The 16,623-nt window shown below is 70.1% G+C and carries 13 protein-coding genes and 1 pseudogene; 8 read left to right on the top strand and 6 right to left on the bottom strand.

Annotation, left to right across the window (positions count from 1 at the left end; translation table 11 throughout):
* Positions 1-9 precede the first annotated feature (9 nt).
* From ABXJ52_RS33375 to ABXJ52_RS33350, 6 genes are all read left to right on the top strand, one after another.
* Positions 10-624 (top strand): XRE family transcriptional regulator, encoded by a 615-nt coding sequence (locus ABXJ52_RS33375; protein ID WP_367047286.1) that lies wholly within the window; start codon positions 10-12, stop codon positions 622-624.
* Positions 625-753: 129 nt separating this feature from the next.
* Positions 754-1,644 (top strand): methyltransferase, encoded by an 891-nt coding sequence (locus tag ABXJ52_RS33370; protein WP_367047284.1) that lies wholly within the window; start codon positions 754-756, stop codon positions 1,642-1,644.
* Positions 1,645-1,861: 217 nt separating this feature from the next.
* A complete protein-coding gene (locus ABXJ52_RS33365) occupies positions 1,862-2,185 on the top strand; it encodes a hypothetical protein (RefSeq protein WP_367047282.1) in 324 nt (107 codons plus the stop codon).
* 591 nt (positions 2,186-2,776) lie between these two features.
* Positions 2,777-3,517, top strand: coding sequence for a response regulator transcription factor (locus ABXJ52_RS33360; protein WP_367047280.1), 741 nt, complete (start codon positions 2,777-2,779; stop codon positions 3,515-3,517).
* 181 nt (positions 3,518-3,698) lie between these two features.
* Complete coding sequence (locus tag ABXJ52_RS33355) at positions 3,699-7,373, top strand: bifunctional glycosyltransferase family 2 protein/CDP-glycerol:glycerophosphate glycerophosphotransferase (RefSeq protein WP_367047278.1); 3,675 nt, start codon at positions 3,699-3,701, stop codon at positions 7,371-7,373.
* Positions 7,374-7,458: 85 nt separating this feature from the next.
* Positions 7,459-8,871, top strand: a complete 1,413-nt coding sequence (locus tag ABXJ52_RS33350) for a hypothetical protein (RefSeq protein WP_367047276.1) — start codon at positions 7,459-7,461, stop codon at positions 8,869-8,871.
* An 87-nt stretch (positions 8,872-8,958) separates the two neighbouring features.
* On the opposite strand, the pseudogene ABXJ52_RS33345 reads toward ABXJ52_RS33350, so the two are convergent.
* Together ABXJ52_RS33345 and ABXJ52_RS33340 are read right to left on the bottom strand one after the other, a co-directional pair.
* Positions 8,959-9,270 (bottom strand): annotated as a pseudogene (locus tag ABXJ52_RS33345) (transcriptional regulator); the annotation flags it as partial.
* A 690-nt stretch (positions 9,271-9,960) separates the two neighbouring features.
* Positions 9,961-10,926 carry a pirin family protein gene (locus ABXJ52_RS33340; RefSeq protein ID WP_367047274.1) on the bottom strand — a complete coding sequence of 322 codons (966 nt, stop codon included), beginning with the start codon at positions 10,924-10,926 and terminating at the stop codon, positions 9,961-9,963.
* 137 nt (positions 10,927-11,063) lie between these two features.
* Between ABXJ52_RS33340 and ABXJ52_RS33335 the strand changes: the two genes are divergently transcribed.
* Positions 11,064-11,411: a tetratricopeptide repeat protein gene (locus tag ABXJ52_RS33335; protein WP_367047272.1), complete on the top strand. Its 348-nt coding sequence runs from the start codon at positions 11,064-11,066 to the stop codon at positions 11,409-11,411.
* Positions 11,412-11,443: 32 nt separating this feature from the next.
* On the opposite strand, the gene crcB (ABXJ52_RS33330) is transcribed toward ABXJ52_RS33335, so the two are convergent.
* The 3 genes from crcB (ABXJ52_RS33330) to ABXJ52_RS33320 form a co-directional block, all read right to left on the bottom strand.
* Positions 11,444-11,821, bottom strand: coding sequence for a fluoride efflux transporter CrcB (gene crcB, locus ABXJ52_RS33330; protein WP_367047270.1), 378 nt, complete (start codon positions 11,819-11,821; stop codon positions 11,444-11,446).
* Between the two features lie 82 nt (positions 11,822-11,903).
* A complete protein-coding gene (crcB, locus tag ABXJ52_RS33325; RefSeq protein ID WP_367049451.1) occupies positions 11,904-12,287 on the bottom strand; it encodes a fluoride efflux transporter CrcB in 384 nt (127 codons plus the stop codon).
* A gap of 50 nt (positions 12,288-12,337) precedes the next feature.
* Complete coding sequence (locus ABXJ52_RS33320; protein ID WP_367047268.1) at positions 12,338-12,697, bottom strand: metalloregulator ArsR/SmtB family transcription factor; 360 nt, start codon at positions 12,695-12,697, stop codon at positions 12,338-12,340.
* Between the two features lie 103 nt (positions 12,698-12,800).
* On the opposite strand from ABXJ52_RS33320, the gene ABXJ52_RS33315 reads away from it, so the two are divergent.
* Positions 12,801-14,792 carry a heavy metal translocating P-type ATPase gene (locus ABXJ52_RS33315; RefSeq protein ID WP_367047266.1) on the top strand — a complete coding sequence of 664 codons (1,992 nt, stop codon included), beginning with the start codon at positions 12,801-12,803 and terminating at the stop codon, positions 14,790-14,792.
* A 330-nt stretch (positions 14,793-15,122) separates the two neighbouring features.
* On the opposite strand, the gene ABXJ52_RS33310 is transcribed toward ABXJ52_RS33315, so the two are convergent.
* Positions 15,123-16,547, bottom strand: coding sequence for an NAD(P)/FAD-dependent oxidoreductase (locus tag ABXJ52_RS33310; protein WP_367047264.1), 1,425 nt, complete (start codon positions 16,545-16,547; stop codon positions 15,123-15,125).
* Between the last annotated feature and the right edge of the window lie 76 nt (positions 16,548-16,623).

Genomic DNA, 16,623 nt, shown 5'->3' with positions numbered 1-16,623 from the left:
ATGTTGCCTATGAAGCAAGAAGATGGGCAGTTGGACAGCCTCGTACGCAAACGGATCCGCGCGCTGCGCGTCGCACAGGGCTGGTCCCTGGAGGAGCTGGCCTCCCGGGCCGACCTCAGCCAGTCCTCACTGAGCCGCATCGAGAACGGTCAGCGCCGCCTCGCCCTGGACCAGCTCGTCACTCTCGCCCGCGCCCTGGACACCACCTTGGACCAGCTCGTGGAGAACGCCGCCGACGACGTCGTCATCAGCCCGATGATCGACGGCGCCCACGGGCTGATGCGCTGGCCCATAAAGGGCGACCCCGGCATGACCGTGATGCGCCAGCGGATGACCGACCCGCCGCCCGACAACCCGGCCCGTATGCGCGCCCACCCCGGCCGGGAATGGCTCGTCGTACTGTCCGGCAGGGCTGTCCTCATGCTCGGCCACCGGCGCTTTCGCATCGAGACCAACCAGGCCGCCGAGTTCCCCACCATGATGCCGCACGCCATCGGCGCCGAAGGCGGACCCTGCGAGATCCTGGGCATCTTCGACCGCGACGCCCGCCGCGGCCACCAGAAAGACGCCGGCACCGACGACTCCGAAGCCGACTGCACAGGCGCCCAGGGCCCCTGCGCATAGTGGGCCGCGGCCGGGCGGGAGGCCCGGCAAAGCGGGCGATCTTGCGTGCGAGGCAGTGCACCAAACCACCTCTTTGCTTTATACGCAACGAGACGTGCGGCAGGCGCATGGTCGGCTTACGGTGGAGTCATGACCCACACTCATCAGCACACCCCCCACCACGGCAACGGCGGACATCACCCCCACGGCCATGGCGGACACCATGCGCACAGCGACGGCGGTCAGGCGGAGATCCTCGACCTGGATGCCGAGGTGCTCGCCGAACACATTGCGTCAATCACGGCCTGGCTGCCGCTGAAGGACGAGCCCCGCCACATCGTGGACCTGGGCTGCGGCACCGGCGCGGGCACCTTCGCCCTCCTCGAACGCTTCCCCGATGCGCACATCACCGCCGTCGACACCTCCGCCGAGCACCTGAAGCTCCTGCGCGAGAAGGCATGCGCCCGCGACATCCAGGAGCGCGTACGGACCGTGCAGGCCGACCTCGACCACGACGACTGGCCCGACCTCGGTCAGCCGGACCTGGTGTGGGCCTCGGCCTCGATGCACCACATGGCGAACCCCGAACGCGCCCTGCGAAACGCCCGCGAACTGCTCGCCCCTGGCGGCCTGTTCGCCGTCGTCGAGCTCGCGGGCGTCCCCCGCTTCCTGCCCGCCCACGCCCCGGAGAACCGGCCCGGCCTCGAAGAGCGCGCCCATGCTGCGACCAACAGCTTCCACGCCGAGCGCCTTCCGCACCGCGGCGCCGACTGGGGGCCGATGCTGACCGCCGCCGACTTCACCGTCGAGGACGATCGCACCCTCACTGTCAGCGTCACAGGGGCGCGCAGCGAAGCGGTCGGCCGCTACGCCTACGGCATTTTGCAGCGAATTCGCAGCGTCGCCGCCCCGGCTCTCAGCCCCGAGGACCTCGCCGCACTGGACGAGCTCCTGGACACCAGCAGCCCGAACAGCCTGCTGCTCCGCGAGGACCTCGCCGTACGCACCGAGCGCACGGTGTGGGCCGCCCGCCGCGCCTGACTCGCGGCCAGGTGCGACGGTTCGCCTGTCGGGCAGGGGACAAGTCATTCCTTCCCTGACAGGCGCGGTCATCGAGGCAGTCGGGCCTCGCGCGGGTGTGCGGTGACAGCGATGCCTGCGAGGAGGAGGTCGACGCCGGTTGCAAACTGCTCGCGGTCATCGTGGGGGGCCAATTGTGGTGCGATCTCGTCCACCGAGTAAGCAAGGATCCCCCCACATGTTCGGACCTGGCAAAGAACCACCCCTGACCGTCTTGCGCGAAGCCGACGTGATCGCCGCGGCAATCCAACACGCTCTGGCCGAAGCCTCCCCACAGGAGCGACCCGGCCTGGAGCACGCCGCTCAACTAGTCGCCGAGGAACAGCGCCTGACCGATACCGAGGTGCGGACCCGATGGGTTCGCAACGTCCTGAGCGAGGCCGGCATCACTCCCGGAGCCAACCACGTCGCAGCAGTGAAGGCCGTACGGGAAGCAGTTGGCGGCAGCATGCGACTGCGGGACGCCAACGAGATCGTCTCGGAAGCTGATCCAAACGCCTGACATCGCGTAGTGCGACAGATCCATCACGGAGTCTGCCGCACCGGGGGCCCCGGCGCCGCCCACTCAGCCAAGGCCGAGTGAAGCGCTCGACAGGGCGTGGTTCGTTCAACATGCAGGACTTGACAGAGAAGACGAAGAGCGCGGGAGTTTCGGCGGCGAGCCGGGCGGCGTTCCGGCCGCTGGTCGCCGCTCTGCGCTGCAGAGCCTGGCACCCCGCGGGTGCGGAACCCCGAAAATCGATTTCTCTCCGCAAGCGCGGCGGTGCTTCCCGCACCCGCGGGTCGGTCCCTGGGTTCCATGCCCGCGTGCTCCCCGCGTCGGCAGAGGCCAAAGCCCGCGATGACACGGCAGGAGTGACCGGCACAACTCACGGCCTGACGCGTTGCCCTGGCTGCAAGACCCCCTCGCTCCGTCCCGGCCCTGAACGAGGCGGTCGAAACGAGCAGACGCAGCGACAAATGCTCCCCGCCGGCTGCTCTCAAAAAGGGGCGAGCCCCTAGCCGGGCCGCTATCGCGCAGGTCGCGGGCCGCGCCGCACCTTATAGGGCAAGATGCCATGACATCCCCGCATAACCGACAGGAGGGATGATCATGACCAGCCCTGAGAGCCCGCGCTTCCGGCGAGCCCTGATCGGCTGCAATGAGGCGTTGCCTCCTGCCCGAGCCGCACAGCTGTGCCGTGATCTGCTGGACCTGGAACCTCTCACGACTCTCTCCGCCGCCGAACTGTCCGAACTCGCCGACCGGGAACAGCCCGATCTGTTGATGAGCGTCGAGGACCTTTCGGACGGCAGCGCCATCACGGTGATTCGAGAGTTGCGAGAGCGGGGCTACCGTACGCCCGCCGTGATTCTCAGCCGGGACCCCGATGTGAACCTCCACGTCGCCGCATACGGCGCCGGTGTGGACCTTTACATGGTGTGGCCCAGCGATGTCACCGCGATGCAGCTTCGCGTCCGCGCCCTGATCAGGCGCTGCAATTGGGAGCGCGCAGGCGACCCCGGAGCGGCCGGGCCTGCCTCGGGTGCCGACACCCTCACCGTCGGCGATGTCACGCTCGATCCGCAACTGCGTGTGGCGAGCCGCGGTGGCACTCCAGTACACCTGTCGCGTACTGAGTATGCGCTTCTTGAATTCTTTATGCGTCACCCACGGCAGGTACTGTCGCGCGAACAGCTTCTCGCAAGTGTGTGGGGCTCACCCTTCGCGAGCAAGGATGTCGTCAACACATATGTAAGGTACCTGCGGAAGAAACTTGATCCGCTGGGGCCGCCAGCTGTGCACACACGCCGTGGCCACGGGTATCTCTTCGATCCCGAACTCGGCGCGTAGATCACGCAGACCGCGGAGTTCCCCGGTCTCACATCAGTTTCACATCTTCTTCTCAGCGATCTCCCTTGTCTCTCCCCTCCGTCTCACGGCCTTCTCCGGCCGCGTTCTCACATCCGGCAGGTTCTCTGGTAATGCCAGTTCCCGTGGTGAACGGGAAGAGCGGCAGAAAGGGACCCACCTCGTGCCGGTACTCAGTGTCGTCGTTCCATTCCAGAACGTTGAGGCTTATCTCGGGGAGTGCTTGCGCTCCCTCGCCCTGCAGAGCTTTGCCGACTTCGAGGCGATCCTCGTGGACGACGGCTCCACCGACGGGTCCACGGAGCTGGCGGAGCGGTTCTGCGCCCTCGATACCCGGTTTCGCCTGATACGGCAGGAATCGCACGGCCCTGGGCACGCCCGCAACACGGGCATTCGTGCCGCTTCCACGGACGCCGAGTTCCTCGGCTTCCTCGACGGTGACGACGTCGTCACCGAGACCGGGTACGAACTGATGATCCGGACACTGCGCCGCACCGGATCGGACTTCATCTCCGGCAACGTACGAATGATGGATTCCCGGCGGATCTGGCAGTCCCCCCTGCACCGCGAATTCATGAACCGCGACCAGCGCCGCACCCATATCACCCGCACCCCCGAGCTGCTCTACGATCGCACGGTGTGGAACAAAGTATTCCGCCGCTCCTTCTGGGACGCCCACGACATCGCGTTCCCCGAAGACATTCTGTACGAGGACATCTGGGTCAACCTCTACGCGCACTTCAGTGCGGCGGCCGTCGATGTCGTACGCGATCACGTCTACTTCTGGCGCCGCCGCGACGCCGGCGCGGGCCCGTCCATCACCCAGCGCCAGTCCGAACTGGGCAATCTCAAGGACCGGTTCACCGCCGTCGAGTCCATCAGCCGTTTCCTCGGTTCGCACAACAAACTGGAGTACTCCCTTTTCAAACGGCGATACGACGCTGCGTGCCTCAAGAGCGACCTGATGCTGCACATGAATGTGCTCCCCGACGCCGAGGAGGAATTCCGGGATCACTTCCTCGCCGCCGGCCAGGCGTTCTTGGCCGCCGCTCACGCGGACGTGCTCGACGACCTGCCTGCCGTCGCCCGCGTGAAATGGCATCTCGTCGCCGCGGGACGCAAGGACGAACTCGTCGCGCTGATCGAACGGGAACGCGGCGGGGGGCCGCTGCCCGTCCGGCGTGGCCTGCTGCGGCCCCGTCTGGACGCCCCCTACGCCGACCTGCGCGCCGTCGGAGTGCCGCGCAAGGCGCTGCGCGTCGGCGACGAGCTGGGCCTGCGCAGCTCGCTCACCTCGGCCCGCTGGGAGGACGGCGTCCTGCGCCTTTCCGGGCGCTCCTACGTGCACCACCTGGACGCGGCCCGCCGCCGCGACACCGTGAAGGGCCTCGTCGTCCGTCACCGCAAGCAACGCCGGATGCTCGCCATCCCCGCGAGGAGCACGTACACGCCCGAGGCCACCGAGTACTCGCGGCAGAAGCGGTACTCCTACGACTGGGCGGGCTTTGAGGCGTCCTTCGACCCACGGCGCCTCCAGCACCGCGGGCGGTGGGTGGAGGGCACCTGGGACGTCGCCGCGGGCTCCCTCACCCGCGGCGTGCTCCGCTACGGGCGGGTCATCGCCGGAGACAACTGCTCGGCCTCGCACCCCCCGTCGCAGTACGTCGCGCCGAACATCCGCATCGTGCCGCTGTTCGTCGACGGCTCCCTCAAGATCCGTGTGGAGAAGGTCCGTTGCCGCATCACCGGCCACCGTATGCGCGGCGACGAGCTGGAACTCGACGGTGTGCTGCTCGCCGACGAGGTGCCGCCCACCGGCATCTTGCGGCTGCGCCGGCTCACCGGTGCCGGACAGCATGACGCGCCCGTCGTCTTCCGCCCCGGCGGCGACGGCTGGTGCCGGTTCACCGTCCGCTTCCCCGTCGCGCTGCTCGCCTCCGCCGCCTCCGCCCACCCCGAGACGGTGCCGCGTGCCTGGCGGGACGGCGGCAACGGCTGGAAGACCACTTTGCACATACCCGGCCGGAAGCGGCCGTTCTATCCGGTCGTGCCCCCGGAGACCGCGGACGGCATGTACGTCGTGGCCTCGGGCGGGGCCGAGCGGGGGCACCGGGAGGTCGTCGTGCACCGCAACGGCGCCGGATATCTGGTCCTGTGGGAGCGGGCCGAGCTGCCCGTCGCCGACCGATGCTCCTGGTCCGCCGACGGAACCCTGGTCCTGGCGGGCGACTATCCCGGCTACGCGAACCTGACGCCCCGCCAGCGCGACGCACTGCGTCTGGTGCTGCGCTCACGCGCCAAGCGGGAGGAGCACGCCGTACCCGTCACATGTGTCGGCGGCCGGTTCCGCGCCACGTTCGACCCGGCGCGCATGAGTGGCCCGGCCGGCACCCTGCCGCTGCACTCCGGCCGCTGGGACCTGGCGCTGAGCATCGTCCAGCCGCACGGCGACCCGCAGCGCGTCACCGTCAAGCTGCACCGGGATCTCCTCGCCGGTCTGCCTGCCACGTACGTCGACGCGGAGGGCCGGCGCTACGAGGCGCAGACCCAGGGATACGACAAGCTCACCCTGATGGTGTTCTCCGCGATGCCCGTCACGGCCCGCGGCCCCTACCGGCAGAAGCGGCTCCAGGCGCGGTACTTCCCGCAGGAACAGAAGCGACCGCTGCGTGACGCGGTGCTGTTCGACAGCTTCCGCGGCACCCAGTTCTCCGACAGTCCGCGTGCCGTGTACGAGGAGCTGGTGCGCCGCGGCACGGACCTGGAGCTGCTGTGGACCGTGCGGGACGATCAGGTGCAGATCCCCGCCCCGGGCCGTGCGGTGCGGATGTGGTCGCCCGAGTGGTACGAGGCGATGGCCCGCAGCCGCTTCCTCGTCCACAACAACCACATACCGGGATGGTTCACCCGCCGCGAGGGCCAGACCGTCGTACAGACCTGGCACGGCACCCCCCTGAAGCGGATCGGGCACGACATGCCGGCCGTCCATTTCGCCGACCGCGACTATCTGGAGCGGATCGGCCGCGAGGCGCGCCAGTGGTCGATGCTCGTGTCGCCCAACGAGTTCAGCACGCCGATTCTGCGCCGCGCCTTCGACTTCCACGGCGAGATACTGCAGACCGGCTACCCGCGCAACGACGTGCTGTACTCCGCCGACCGGGACGATCGGGCCCGCGCCGTGCGCGCCCGCCTCGGCCTGCCCGACGGCAAGAAGACGGTGCTGTACGCGCCTACCTGGCGTGACGACCAGTACCACGGCGCGGGCAGGTACCGGTTCGACTTCCGGATCGATGTGGCGGACGCCCGCCGCCGGCTCGGCGACGACCACGTGCTGCTGGTACGGCGGCACCCCAACGTCGTCGACCCGGTGCCGGGTGCGGGTGACGGCTTCGTCTTCGACGTGTCGGCCCATCCCGACATGGCCGACCTCATGCTCGTCACCGACGTGCTGGTCACCGACTATTCGTCGCTGATGTTCGACTTCGCCAACACCGGTCGCCCGATGCTGTTCTTCACCTACGACCTCGAGCACTACCGCGACACCCTGCGCGGCTTCTACTTCGACTTCGCCCAGGAGGCTCCCGGCCCGCTCCTGGAGACGTCGACCGCACTGGTGGACGCGCTGTGCGACCTCGACCGCACCGAGCGCGGCCACCGGCTCCGCTACCGCGCCTTCCGACAGCGCTTCTGCGGACTGGACGACGGGGGCGCCACCGCTCGTGTCGTGGACCGCATGTTCGAGACCGGGCGCCAGGAGAAGGTGCGGGAGACATTGTCCGTCCGCCTGGCGCACCGGCTCCGTCGGTACGCGCCGGATCACTACCGCCGGGCGGCCTGACCGCTTAACCGCCTGCCGACCGCTCCAGGGCCGCGCCCTGCCCGGCCCGCCAGTCACCACCTCCGACCGTCCATGGGGAGTCACCATGCCCGGCCCTCACCGCCGCCACGTTTACACCGGCACCGACACCTCCGGCGCCGTTCCTGTCGACTATCGCTTCCGCCACTCCCGCAACGGGATACGGCACCTCGTCGTCGTCTTCGCCAACTACGACGCGCCGGACGACTACGGCTGGTCCAACGGCGTCCTGGACCAGCAGCGCGCCAACGTCCTGTGGATACGAGACCAGTTCGACGGTCATCGCAGCTACTACCTGTGCCGGGACACGGACTTCGCCATCGAACAGTCCGTACTCGCCGTGCTGCACCGCTTCCTGGACATGCTCTCCCTCACCCCTGCCGACTGCACCCTGCTGGGGAGCTCCAAGGGCGGCACCGCGGCGCTGCGCTTCGGGCTGGCCCACGGCTTCGGGAACATCGTCGCCGTCGCCCCGCAGTTCGCCATCGGCTCTTACGTCCGCGACCTCCACCCCCGTACCGCGCGCTACATGATGGGGGGCCCGCCGTCGGACGACGCCGTGGCCGAACTCGACGCCCTGCTGCCGGACACGGTGCGGGGCACACCGCACACGGACGCGAACATCTATGTGTTCTCCGCCGTCTCCGACGCGCAGTACCGCACTCAGATCAAACCCCACCTGATGCTGTTCGAGCGTTGCACGAACTTCAACTTCGTGCTCTCCGAGTCCGTGTTCGTCCCCGACCACACCCAGGTCGCCCGCCGCAACGTGCCCGCCGTCCTGGGGTTGTTGAACCTGCTGACGGACGGCATGGCCCCGCGCATCGGCTTCGCCCGCAACGGCTTCGAGGACCCCCAGGGCGACCGCAGCGCCGTCGAGGAGTACTTGGCCGCGACCTCGGACCCGCCCAGGACGTGGGTGCCCCGGCCGCGCGTCACCACCCCGCCCGCCGGACAACGTTCACCCGGCGCCGCCCTGCGGTTCGCCGGCACCGCCCACAACGCCAAGCGCGTCCACTTCTGGGAGGACGGCCGCCGCCTCGGCGACTGCCCGGTCCGCCCGGACGGCTCCTGGTCCTGGACGCCCGGTCATGCCTGGCCGAAGGGCCCGCACACGGTACGGGTGTTCGCGCAGCACGCCGACGGGGCGGAGTCCGAGCGCACCGATGTCGTCGTGACCGTGTTGGACACCCTGCGACCGCCGGAAGTCACCGTCCCCGGCGACGGTGCTCCCGTGCCCGTGGACACACTCCGTATCGAGGGCCGCGCACCCGGCGCCGAGCGAGTGCAGCTGTGGGAGCACGGTCGGCAACTTGGAGAGGCCGGGGTCACCGTCGACGGTTCCTGGACGTGGCGGCCCACCACACCCATGGCTGCGGGCGAACACATCGTGAAGGCATTCGCCGTAGACCGCGTCGGAACCGAGACAGCCCGCACAGAGGCCCGTTTCACCGCCGCTTCGACGGCAGCGAACGCCTAGAACCGTGACCGGCGACACTCACTGGGCCGCGCGATCAGCAGCCGCAGTCACGCGGCCCTGTATCGCAGTCACGCGGCCCTGTCTCGTCTAGCGGGCAAGGCCGGCCGGCTCCGTGATCAGGTCCAGGAGGAGCATGGCGTCGTGATCCGGGGTACCCGGTTCCACGGCGTACACGCTCAGGCGCTGGCCCGGAGCGTCGTCGAGGTGCATGCTCGGACCGCTGAGGGTGAGGGCGCCCTCCTGGGGGTGGTGGAAGGTCTTCCGGGGCTTCTTGCGTCCGCCGACGTCGTAGCGTTCCCACGGCTTGGCGAAGTCCGGGCTCTTGAGGAGGAGTTCGCCGACGAGGTGGGTGAAGTCGGGTGCGTCGGGGTTGGTGCCTGCCTCGGCGCGCAGTCGGGCGGCTCGACACCGTCACCCATGACTGTAATCCACGGAGGCGGGGATGCCAGAGCGTTTCCGATGACTTCGAGCACGGTCGAAAGGGATGCCCACTCCGGGCTTTCGAACCAACAGTAGCCCGTTTCCTCGATGTCCCAGGACCCGAAATCCCCCGTCTGGGTGTCGATGACGAGCCGCATCTCGCCCAACGCGCCGATCGGCACGATCAAGCGGCTGTCGCCCCAGCCGTAGTGATCGTTTTTCAGCTTGTACTTGAGCGTTCCGAGATGCTCCTCAGCAATCCGATTGACGCTGTAGAGCGCGTACTTGGACGGGATGACGTCGGTGAGCCCCGACCCGTTGTGCCGTAGCAACGATCGCTCAACATCTCTCTGGCAATCCATTCTTAGCCGCATGCCCCAGACAGGGTTCGCAAGCGGCTTTTCTCCGAGCGTCCTCGCTGGACTGTGCGGACCCGGGACGTCATAGAAGCCGAGGCGACCCCAGGCCAACCCCGTCGCCAACGCTCCCATCTCCCCTCGGACATGACGTATGTCCCGAAGCCTGCCAAACTGTCCGGGATGCATGCGTGCGGGATACGCGAGGCTAGACGTACGGCGTCCTCGTCCCAGGCGCATTCGAGCGGCATTCCCACGCGGAGGAAGTCCCTGGCCCGGGCCGCGGCATCGTGGACGAGGGCGTGCAGGTGCCTCAGCGCACACGACCCCGCGGTTTCAGCGGCACTGACGGCAGTTCCGGGGCGGGGAGCGGTTCACCGTCATACCCCTTCACCTCACCGAACCGGGTCCCGCTCATCCAGTCCGAACGCGCCCGTGCGATCTCCTCGTTGGACCGCCCGATGAAGTTCCACCACATGATCAGTTCCTCCCCGAACGGCTCGCCGCCGAGCAGCATCAGGGTCGCGTCCGACTCGGCGCGCAGCGGCAGTTCGGTGCGGCCGCAGCCCAAGTACAGCATGGAGCCGGGCAGGACGGGGACGCCGTCCACGCGGGTCTCGCCGGACATGCACAGGACGGCGTACTCGAAGTCGGGGTTCACGGGGAGGCGTACGTCCACGTCGCGGGTCAGGGTGAGGTCGGCGCCCACGATCGGGGTGTAGGTCGTGCCGGGTGACGTGGAGCCGTCGAGCGTGCCCAGGATGAGCGTCGCCGTCAGGCCGTGGGCCGTGACCAGGGGCAGCTCCGCGTGGTGCTCGAAGCGCGGGTCGGTGTTGCGGTGGACGTCGGGCAGCGCCACCCACAGCTGGGCGCCGTGCAGGAGGCGGGCGTGCTTCCTGGGACTTTCCTCGGAGTGCGAGATCGCACGGCCCGAGGTCATCAGGCCGAGCTCACGGGGGCGGATCGTCTGGAGGCTGCCCGTGGAGTCGCGGTGCAGGACCTCGCCCTCGTGCAGCCAACTCACCGTCTGCAGGCCCATGTGCGGGTGCGGGCCCACCTGCATGCCGGGCTCGTCCGCGATGTCGTCCGGGCCGTAGTGGTCGACGAAGCACCAGGCGCCGACCATGCGGCGGCCGAGGTTGGGCAACAGGCGGCGGACCTCGGTGGACTCGCCGAGCTTGACCTTGCGGGGGCTGAGGAGCTCCCGGACCGGTTCGGCGACGACGAACCCGCGACCGCCGCACAGGGACGGGACCGCCACGCGATCAAGATTGCTCATGTCGCACAACCTAGACCCGTGGGGCACCGGCCGTCAGGCACGCGCCCCGGTCATTTCGGAGAAGCCCCGCATCCATTCACGGCTGTTGTGGAATATTCAACCACCCGTGACCGTTGGAGGGCTCGAAGGAGGCACCAGTGGACACGACGTACTACGACCACGGAACCGCGGCGGAGCGCTGGGAGCGCGCGCGGCAGTTCTTCGACGCCAAGGAGTACGCCACGGCGGCGCGCATCCTCGACACCCTGGCCGACGAGGTGCCCGAGCAGGTCGCCCCGCGTCTGCTGCTGGCCCGCGCCTACTACCACTCGGCGCAACTGCGGCGCGCGGAGGCCGAGTTGCGTACGGTCATCGAGCTCGACCCCGTCGAGCAGTACGCCAGGCTGCTCCTCGGCCGCACGCTCGAGCGGCAGGGACGTGACGCGGACGCGGCACCGCACCTGCGGATGGCAGCGGCCCTCGCTGGGGACTTCGCCGAGGTCTGATCAAGGGGCCGAGGCACATCCCTGGGGGCGCTTCAACTCCCCCACACCACCTCCGCCAACGCGACACCCACGAACACCGCGCCGAGCGCCGCGACCACACTGGCCACGACATTGACCGCCGCGTAGAACCTCGCGCCGCCCTCGGAGAGCCGCAGCGTCTCGTACGAGAAGGTCGAGTACGTCGTCAGGGCGCCGCACAGGCCGGTGCCGAGGAGCAGTTGCGTGTGGGAGGAGGCGGCGCCCGCGACGGTCGCGCCGGTGAGGACGCCGAGTATCAGGCTGCCCGCCACGTTGACCACGAACGTGCCCCACGGGAAGACCGTGTCGTGCCTGGCCTGCACGGCACGGTCGGTGAGGAACCGCAAGGGGGCGCCGATCATGGCTCCGGCCACCACGCAGAGCCAGTTCACCGGTCCACCTCGCCCCGGCCGGGCAGGTCATCGGCCGCGCGCAGGGCGGCCGTACGCAGGGGAGCCGTGCCCGTCGGTCCGGTCATGGTCGCCTCCACACCACGACGCGGCGCGTCGCCCACGCCGCGCTCCACACCGCCGCGAGGGCCGCGAGCAGCGTCAGTCCGAGATAGGCCAGGCCCGTGCCGGCGTGTCCGCTCTGCACCAGGCGCTCGATGTCGACCGCGTACGTGGAGAAGGTGGTGAAGCCGCCGAGTACGCCGGTGCCGAAGAAGGGGCGCAACAGGCGGTGCGGCGTGCGCGCTTCGGTGAGAATCACCATGAAGACACCCATGACCGCGCAGCCGATGACGTTCACCAGGAGCATCGTCGTGGGGAAGGTGCCGGGGGCGGTCGGCCAGATCAGAGAGGCGCCGTAGCGGGCGGACGCGCCGATCGCACCGCCGACGGCCACGACCGCCACCACGGCCCACACGCCGTAGCCCCTCTCCCCTTCCCCCTCCCTCTCCCTCCCCCTCACTGCGGTGTGTCCCGCAGACCGAGGCGCAGGTGCTCGACGTGGAAGAGCGCCTGGTCGAGGAGTTCGGCGACGTGGTGGTCGTAGAGGGCGTAGACGACGGAGCGGCCGTGGCGTTCGCCGGTGATCAGGCCGAGGTTGCGCAGCAGGCGCAGCTGGTGGGAGCAGGCCGACTGCTCCATGCCGACCGCATCGGCCAGATCCCCGGCCGCGCAGGGGCCCTCCTGGAGGCGGGCGAGGATCAGCAGCCGTGAGGGCGTCGCCAGGGCCTGGAGGGTGGCGGCGACGTCGGCGGCCCCCACGGTGTCCAGGCGTTCGCGCGTGGTGGCGGTGCTGCTGTCGTCGACTCCGTGGCCCATGGCGTCATTCTATCGGTGACACATGTACACATGAAAAGCTGTTCATTCATTCCTGTACGGTGTGGGCGTTGCCGTTCCTCAGCCCGTGAAGGGTTACTCCGCCATGCCCACTGCCCTGCTCCACCGCTCCGACCAGGGGCCTTCCGCCGGACCTGCGGCGGCTCCGCGCCGCCGCACCCGCATCCTCGCGCTCGCCGAGGCGCGCTGGGCGGCGGCGGCCACGGTGGCGTTCCTGGTCGCGCTGCCGCTCCAGCTGGCCGGGACGCCCTCCTGGCTGTGGGGCGCGCTGTACGCCGTCGCGTACGTCGCCGGGGGCTGGGAGCCCGCGCTCGCCGGGCTGCGCGCGCTTCGGGCGAAGACCCTGGACGTGGATCTGCTGATGATCGTCGCGGCGCTCGGCGCGGCCTCGATCGGGCAGGTGATGGACGGGGCGCTGCTCATCGTCATCTTCGCCACGTCGGGCGCCCTTGAGGCCCTTGCCACCGCACGCACCGCCGACTCGGTGCGCAGCCTGCTCGACCTCGCGCCCACCACGGCCACGCGGGTGGCCGACGGGGGTGGCGAAGAGAGCGTCGACACGGCCGAGTTGATGGTCGGCGACGTCATCCTCGTACGGCCCGGCGAGCGGGTCGGCGCGGACGGCGAGGTACTGGAAGGTGCCAGTGACGTCGATCAGGCGACGATCACCGGGGAGCCGATGCCGGTTGCCAAGGAGGCCGGGGACGACGTGTTCGCGGGCACGCTGAACGGGGCGGGAGCGCTGCGGGTGCGGGTCGGGCGTGACGCGTCGGACTCGGTGATCGCGCGGATCGTCGCGATGGTCGAGGAAGCGTCGGAGACCAAGGCGCCCACGCAACTGTTCATCGAGAAGGTCGAGCAGCGGTACTCGCTCGGCATGGTCGTCGCCACGCTCGCCGTGTTCGCGGTGCCGCAGGCGCTCGGTGACGACCTGACCGGGGCCCTGCTGCGAGCGATGACGTTCATGATCGTGGCCTCGCCGTGCGCGGTGGTTCTCGCCACGATGCCGCCGCTCCTCTCGGCGATCGCGAACGCGGGGCGGCACGGTGTCCTGGTCAAGTCAGCCATCGTGATGGAGCGTCTGGGGCAGGTCGACGCGGTCGCCGTCGACAAGACGGGCACCCTGACCGAGGGGACGCCGCAGGTGACCACTGTCCACGCGCTCCCCGGCAGCGGTCTGACCGACGACACACTCCTCGCGCTCGCGGCGGCGGCCGAGCACCGCAGCGAACATCCCCTGGCCCGCGCCGTGGTGAGCGCGGCGCGGGCACGCGGCCTGGACCTTCCCCCGGTGACGCACTTCGCGTCGACGCCGGGGGTGGGGGTCAGCGCCACGGTCGGGGGCGCGGACGTCCAGGTGGGCGCTCCAGCACAGCTGCTCGAAACCGGGCCGAGCGGCGACCCCGCGGACGCGGCCAGCCGTGAAGTCCGACTCCTCGCACGGCAGTTGGGCGAGGACGGCCAGACGGCCGTCCTGGTGCTGCACGACGGGTTCCCCGCGGGCGTCCTCGGCATCGCCGACCGCCTGCGCCCGGACGCCGCGACCACCGTCACCGCTCTGCGGTCCCTCACCGGTACGACCCCCATGCTGCTCACCGGAGACAACGCGCAGGCCGCCGCCCGGGTCGCGGCCGAGGTCGGCATCGAGGACGTACGGGCCGGACTGCTCCCCCAGGACAAGGTCGCGGCGGTACGCGAGGCAGAGTGCGCTGGACGCAAGATCCTCGTCATCGGAGACGGCGTCAACGACGCGCCCGCCCTCGCCGCGGCCCACACCGGCATCGCGATGGGCCGGGCCGGTTCCGACCTCGCCCTGGAGACGGCCGACGCCGTCATCGTGCGGGACGAACTGGCCACGGTGCCAAGGGTGATCGCCCTGTCCCGGCGGGCGCGCGGGCTCGTGATCCAGAACCTGGTGATCGCCGGAACGTTCATCGCCGTACTGGTCACATGGGACCTGGCAGGCACGTTGCCGCTCCCGCTCGGCGTACTCGGCCACGAGGGCTCCACGGTCGTCGTGGGCCTCAACGGGCTGCGACTGCTGCGGGAGGGGGCTTGGCGGGACGCGGACGCGTGAGCGGGGGCCGCCCGCGGCGACCGCAGGTAAAGCAACGAACGGCCCAGCCGCGCCAGCCTCGGCGGAGACCTACCGGCCGGGCCACCTGCGGGGCCTCGGCCGGCCGGGCAGGTGCCCCATCCGCAACGGTCTCAGCCAGCCATCGACCGGCCGGCCCGTCCGCAGTACCTCGGACGATCCGGCAACCAAGCCCCTCGCAACAGCCTCACGCAAACGGACAGGCGGCCCACCGCAGCAGCCGCGAGCGCCCATCCGCCAGTCCATCCGCGGCGCGGCGCCGGAGATGGCGAACCGGGTGGGTTTCTCGGCCACGGAATGGCGTGCCCCCCGCTAGCCCCGATACGTCTCCAGCAACCGCAGCCACACCTCACTCACCGTCGGGTACGCCGGAACCGCGTGCCACAGGCGTTCGATCGGCACCTCCCCCGCGATCGCCACCGTCGCCGAGTGGATGAGTTCGCCCACGCCGGGGCCCACGAACGTCACGCCGAGCGTGATCTCGCGGTCGAGGTCGACGATCATGCGGGCGCGGCCTTCGTAGCCGTCCGCGTAGAGGCCCGCGCCCGCGACGTTCGCCATGTCGTAGTCCACGGCGCGCACCCGGTGGCCCGCGGATTCCGCCTCCGCGAGGGTGAGGCCCGCCGATGCCGCCTCGGGGTCGGTGAAGACCACCTGCGGTACGGCCGCGTGGTCGGCGGTGGCCGAGTGCGCGCCCCAGGCGTCGGTCTCCAGGAGGGGAACCCCCTGGGCGCGGGCGGTGATCGCGGCCCCGGCGATGCGGGCCTGGTACTTGCCCTGGTGGGTGAGGAGCGCGCGGTGGTTGGCGTCGCCCACCGCGTAGAGCCAGTCGCTGCCCTGCACCCGCAGGCTCTCGTCGACCGGCAGCCAGGAGCCGGGGTCCATGCCGATGGTCTCCAGGCCCAGGTCGTCCGTGCGCGGCGCACGGCCCGTGGCGAAGAGGATCTCGTCGGCCTCGAGGGTGGCGCCGTCGCTCAGGGTCGCGGTGACCGTGCCGTTCTCCCTGCGCACACCCGTGACGGAGACGCCGGTACGGACGTCCGCGCCCGCCTCCGTCAGCGCCCCCGCGACGAGCTCCCCGGCGAACGGCTCCATGCGCGGCAGCAGCCCGTCACCGCGCACCAGCAGCGTGACCTGCGAACCGAGCGCCTGCCAGGCCGTGGCCATCTCCACGGCGACGACACCGCCGCCGACCACCGCGAGACGGCCCGGCACCTGATCCGCGCTCGTGGCCTCCCGGCTCGTCCACGGCTTCACCTCGGCGAGGCCCGGCAGATCGGGCAGGGCGGCGCGGGTGCCGGTGCATACCGCCACCGCGTGGCGGGCCGTGAGGGTCTGCTCGGTCGCGTCGGAGCCCGTGACGGTCACCTGGCGGGTGCCCGCGATGCGGCCGTGGCCGCGGTAGAGGTCGACGCCGACCGACTCCAGCCAGCCGACCTGGCCGTCGTCCTTCCAGTGGGAGGTGTAGTAGTCCCGGTGCGCCAGGACCGCGGACGCGTCCAGGTGGCCCTGCACCGACTGGCGCAGTCCGGGCACCCTGCGGGCGTCCGCGCGGGCGATGACCGGCCGCAGCAGCGCCTTGCTCGGCATGCACGCCCAGTACGAACACTCGCCCCCGACGAGTTCGCTCTCCACGATCGCCACGCTCAGGCCGCCCGCACGGGCCCGGTCCGCGACGTTCTCCCCCACGGGACCCGCACCGATGACCACTACGTCGTACGTCTTCGAATCCGTCATGGAAGCCAGTGTGGTCGCAGGTGTGCGCCGTGGCCACATGGGTACGCGCGCGACAGCGGGCACGGGTGAGCGCGTG

It is taken from the genome of Streptomyces sp. Je 1-332 (genome assembly GCF_040730185.1).
In the GTDB taxonomy this organism is placed as follows: domain Bacteria; phylum Actinomycetota; class Actinomycetes; order Streptomycetales; family Streptomycetaceae; genus Streptomyces.
This window is presented reverse-complemented; position numbering and strand designations above follow the sequence as displayed.

Coding starts and splice junctions, on each gene's coding strand:
- ABXJ52_RS33315 (WP_367047266.1), top strand. CDS start 12,801: ATGCCCACTGCCCTGCTCCACCGCTCCGACCAGGGGCCTTCCGCCGGA.
- ABXJ52_RS33340 (WP_367047274.1), bottom strand. CDS start 10,926: ATGAGCAATCTTGATCGCGTGGCGGTCCCGTCCCTGTGCGGCGGTCGC.
- ABXJ52_RS33365 (WP_367047282.1), top strand. CDS start 1,862: ATGTTCGGACCTGGCAAAGAACCACCCCTGACCGTCTTGCGCGAAGCC.
- ABXJ52_RS33360 (WP_367047280.1), top strand. CDS start 2,777: ATGACCAGCCCTGAGAGCCCGCGCTTCCGGCGAGCCCTGATCGGCTGC.
- ABXJ52_RS33310 (WP_367047264.1), bottom strand. CDS start 16,547: ATGACGGATTCGAAGACGTACGACGTAGTGGTCATCGGTGCGGGTCCC.
- ABXJ52_RS33350 (WP_367047276.1), top strand. CDS start 7,459: ATGCCCGGCCCTCACCGCCGCCACGTTTACACCGGCACCGACACCTCC.
- ABXJ52_RS33320 (WP_367047268.1), bottom strand. CDS start 12,697: ATGGGCCACGGAGTCGACGACAGCAGCACCGCCACCACGCGCGAACGC.
- ABXJ52_RS33370 (WP_367047284.1), top strand. CDS start 754: ATGACCCACACTCATCAGCACACCCCCCACCACGGCAACGGCGGACAT.
- ABXJ52_RS33375 (WP_367047286.1), top strand. CDS start 10: ATGAAGCAAGAAGATGGGCAGTTGGACAGCCTCGTACGCAAACGGATC.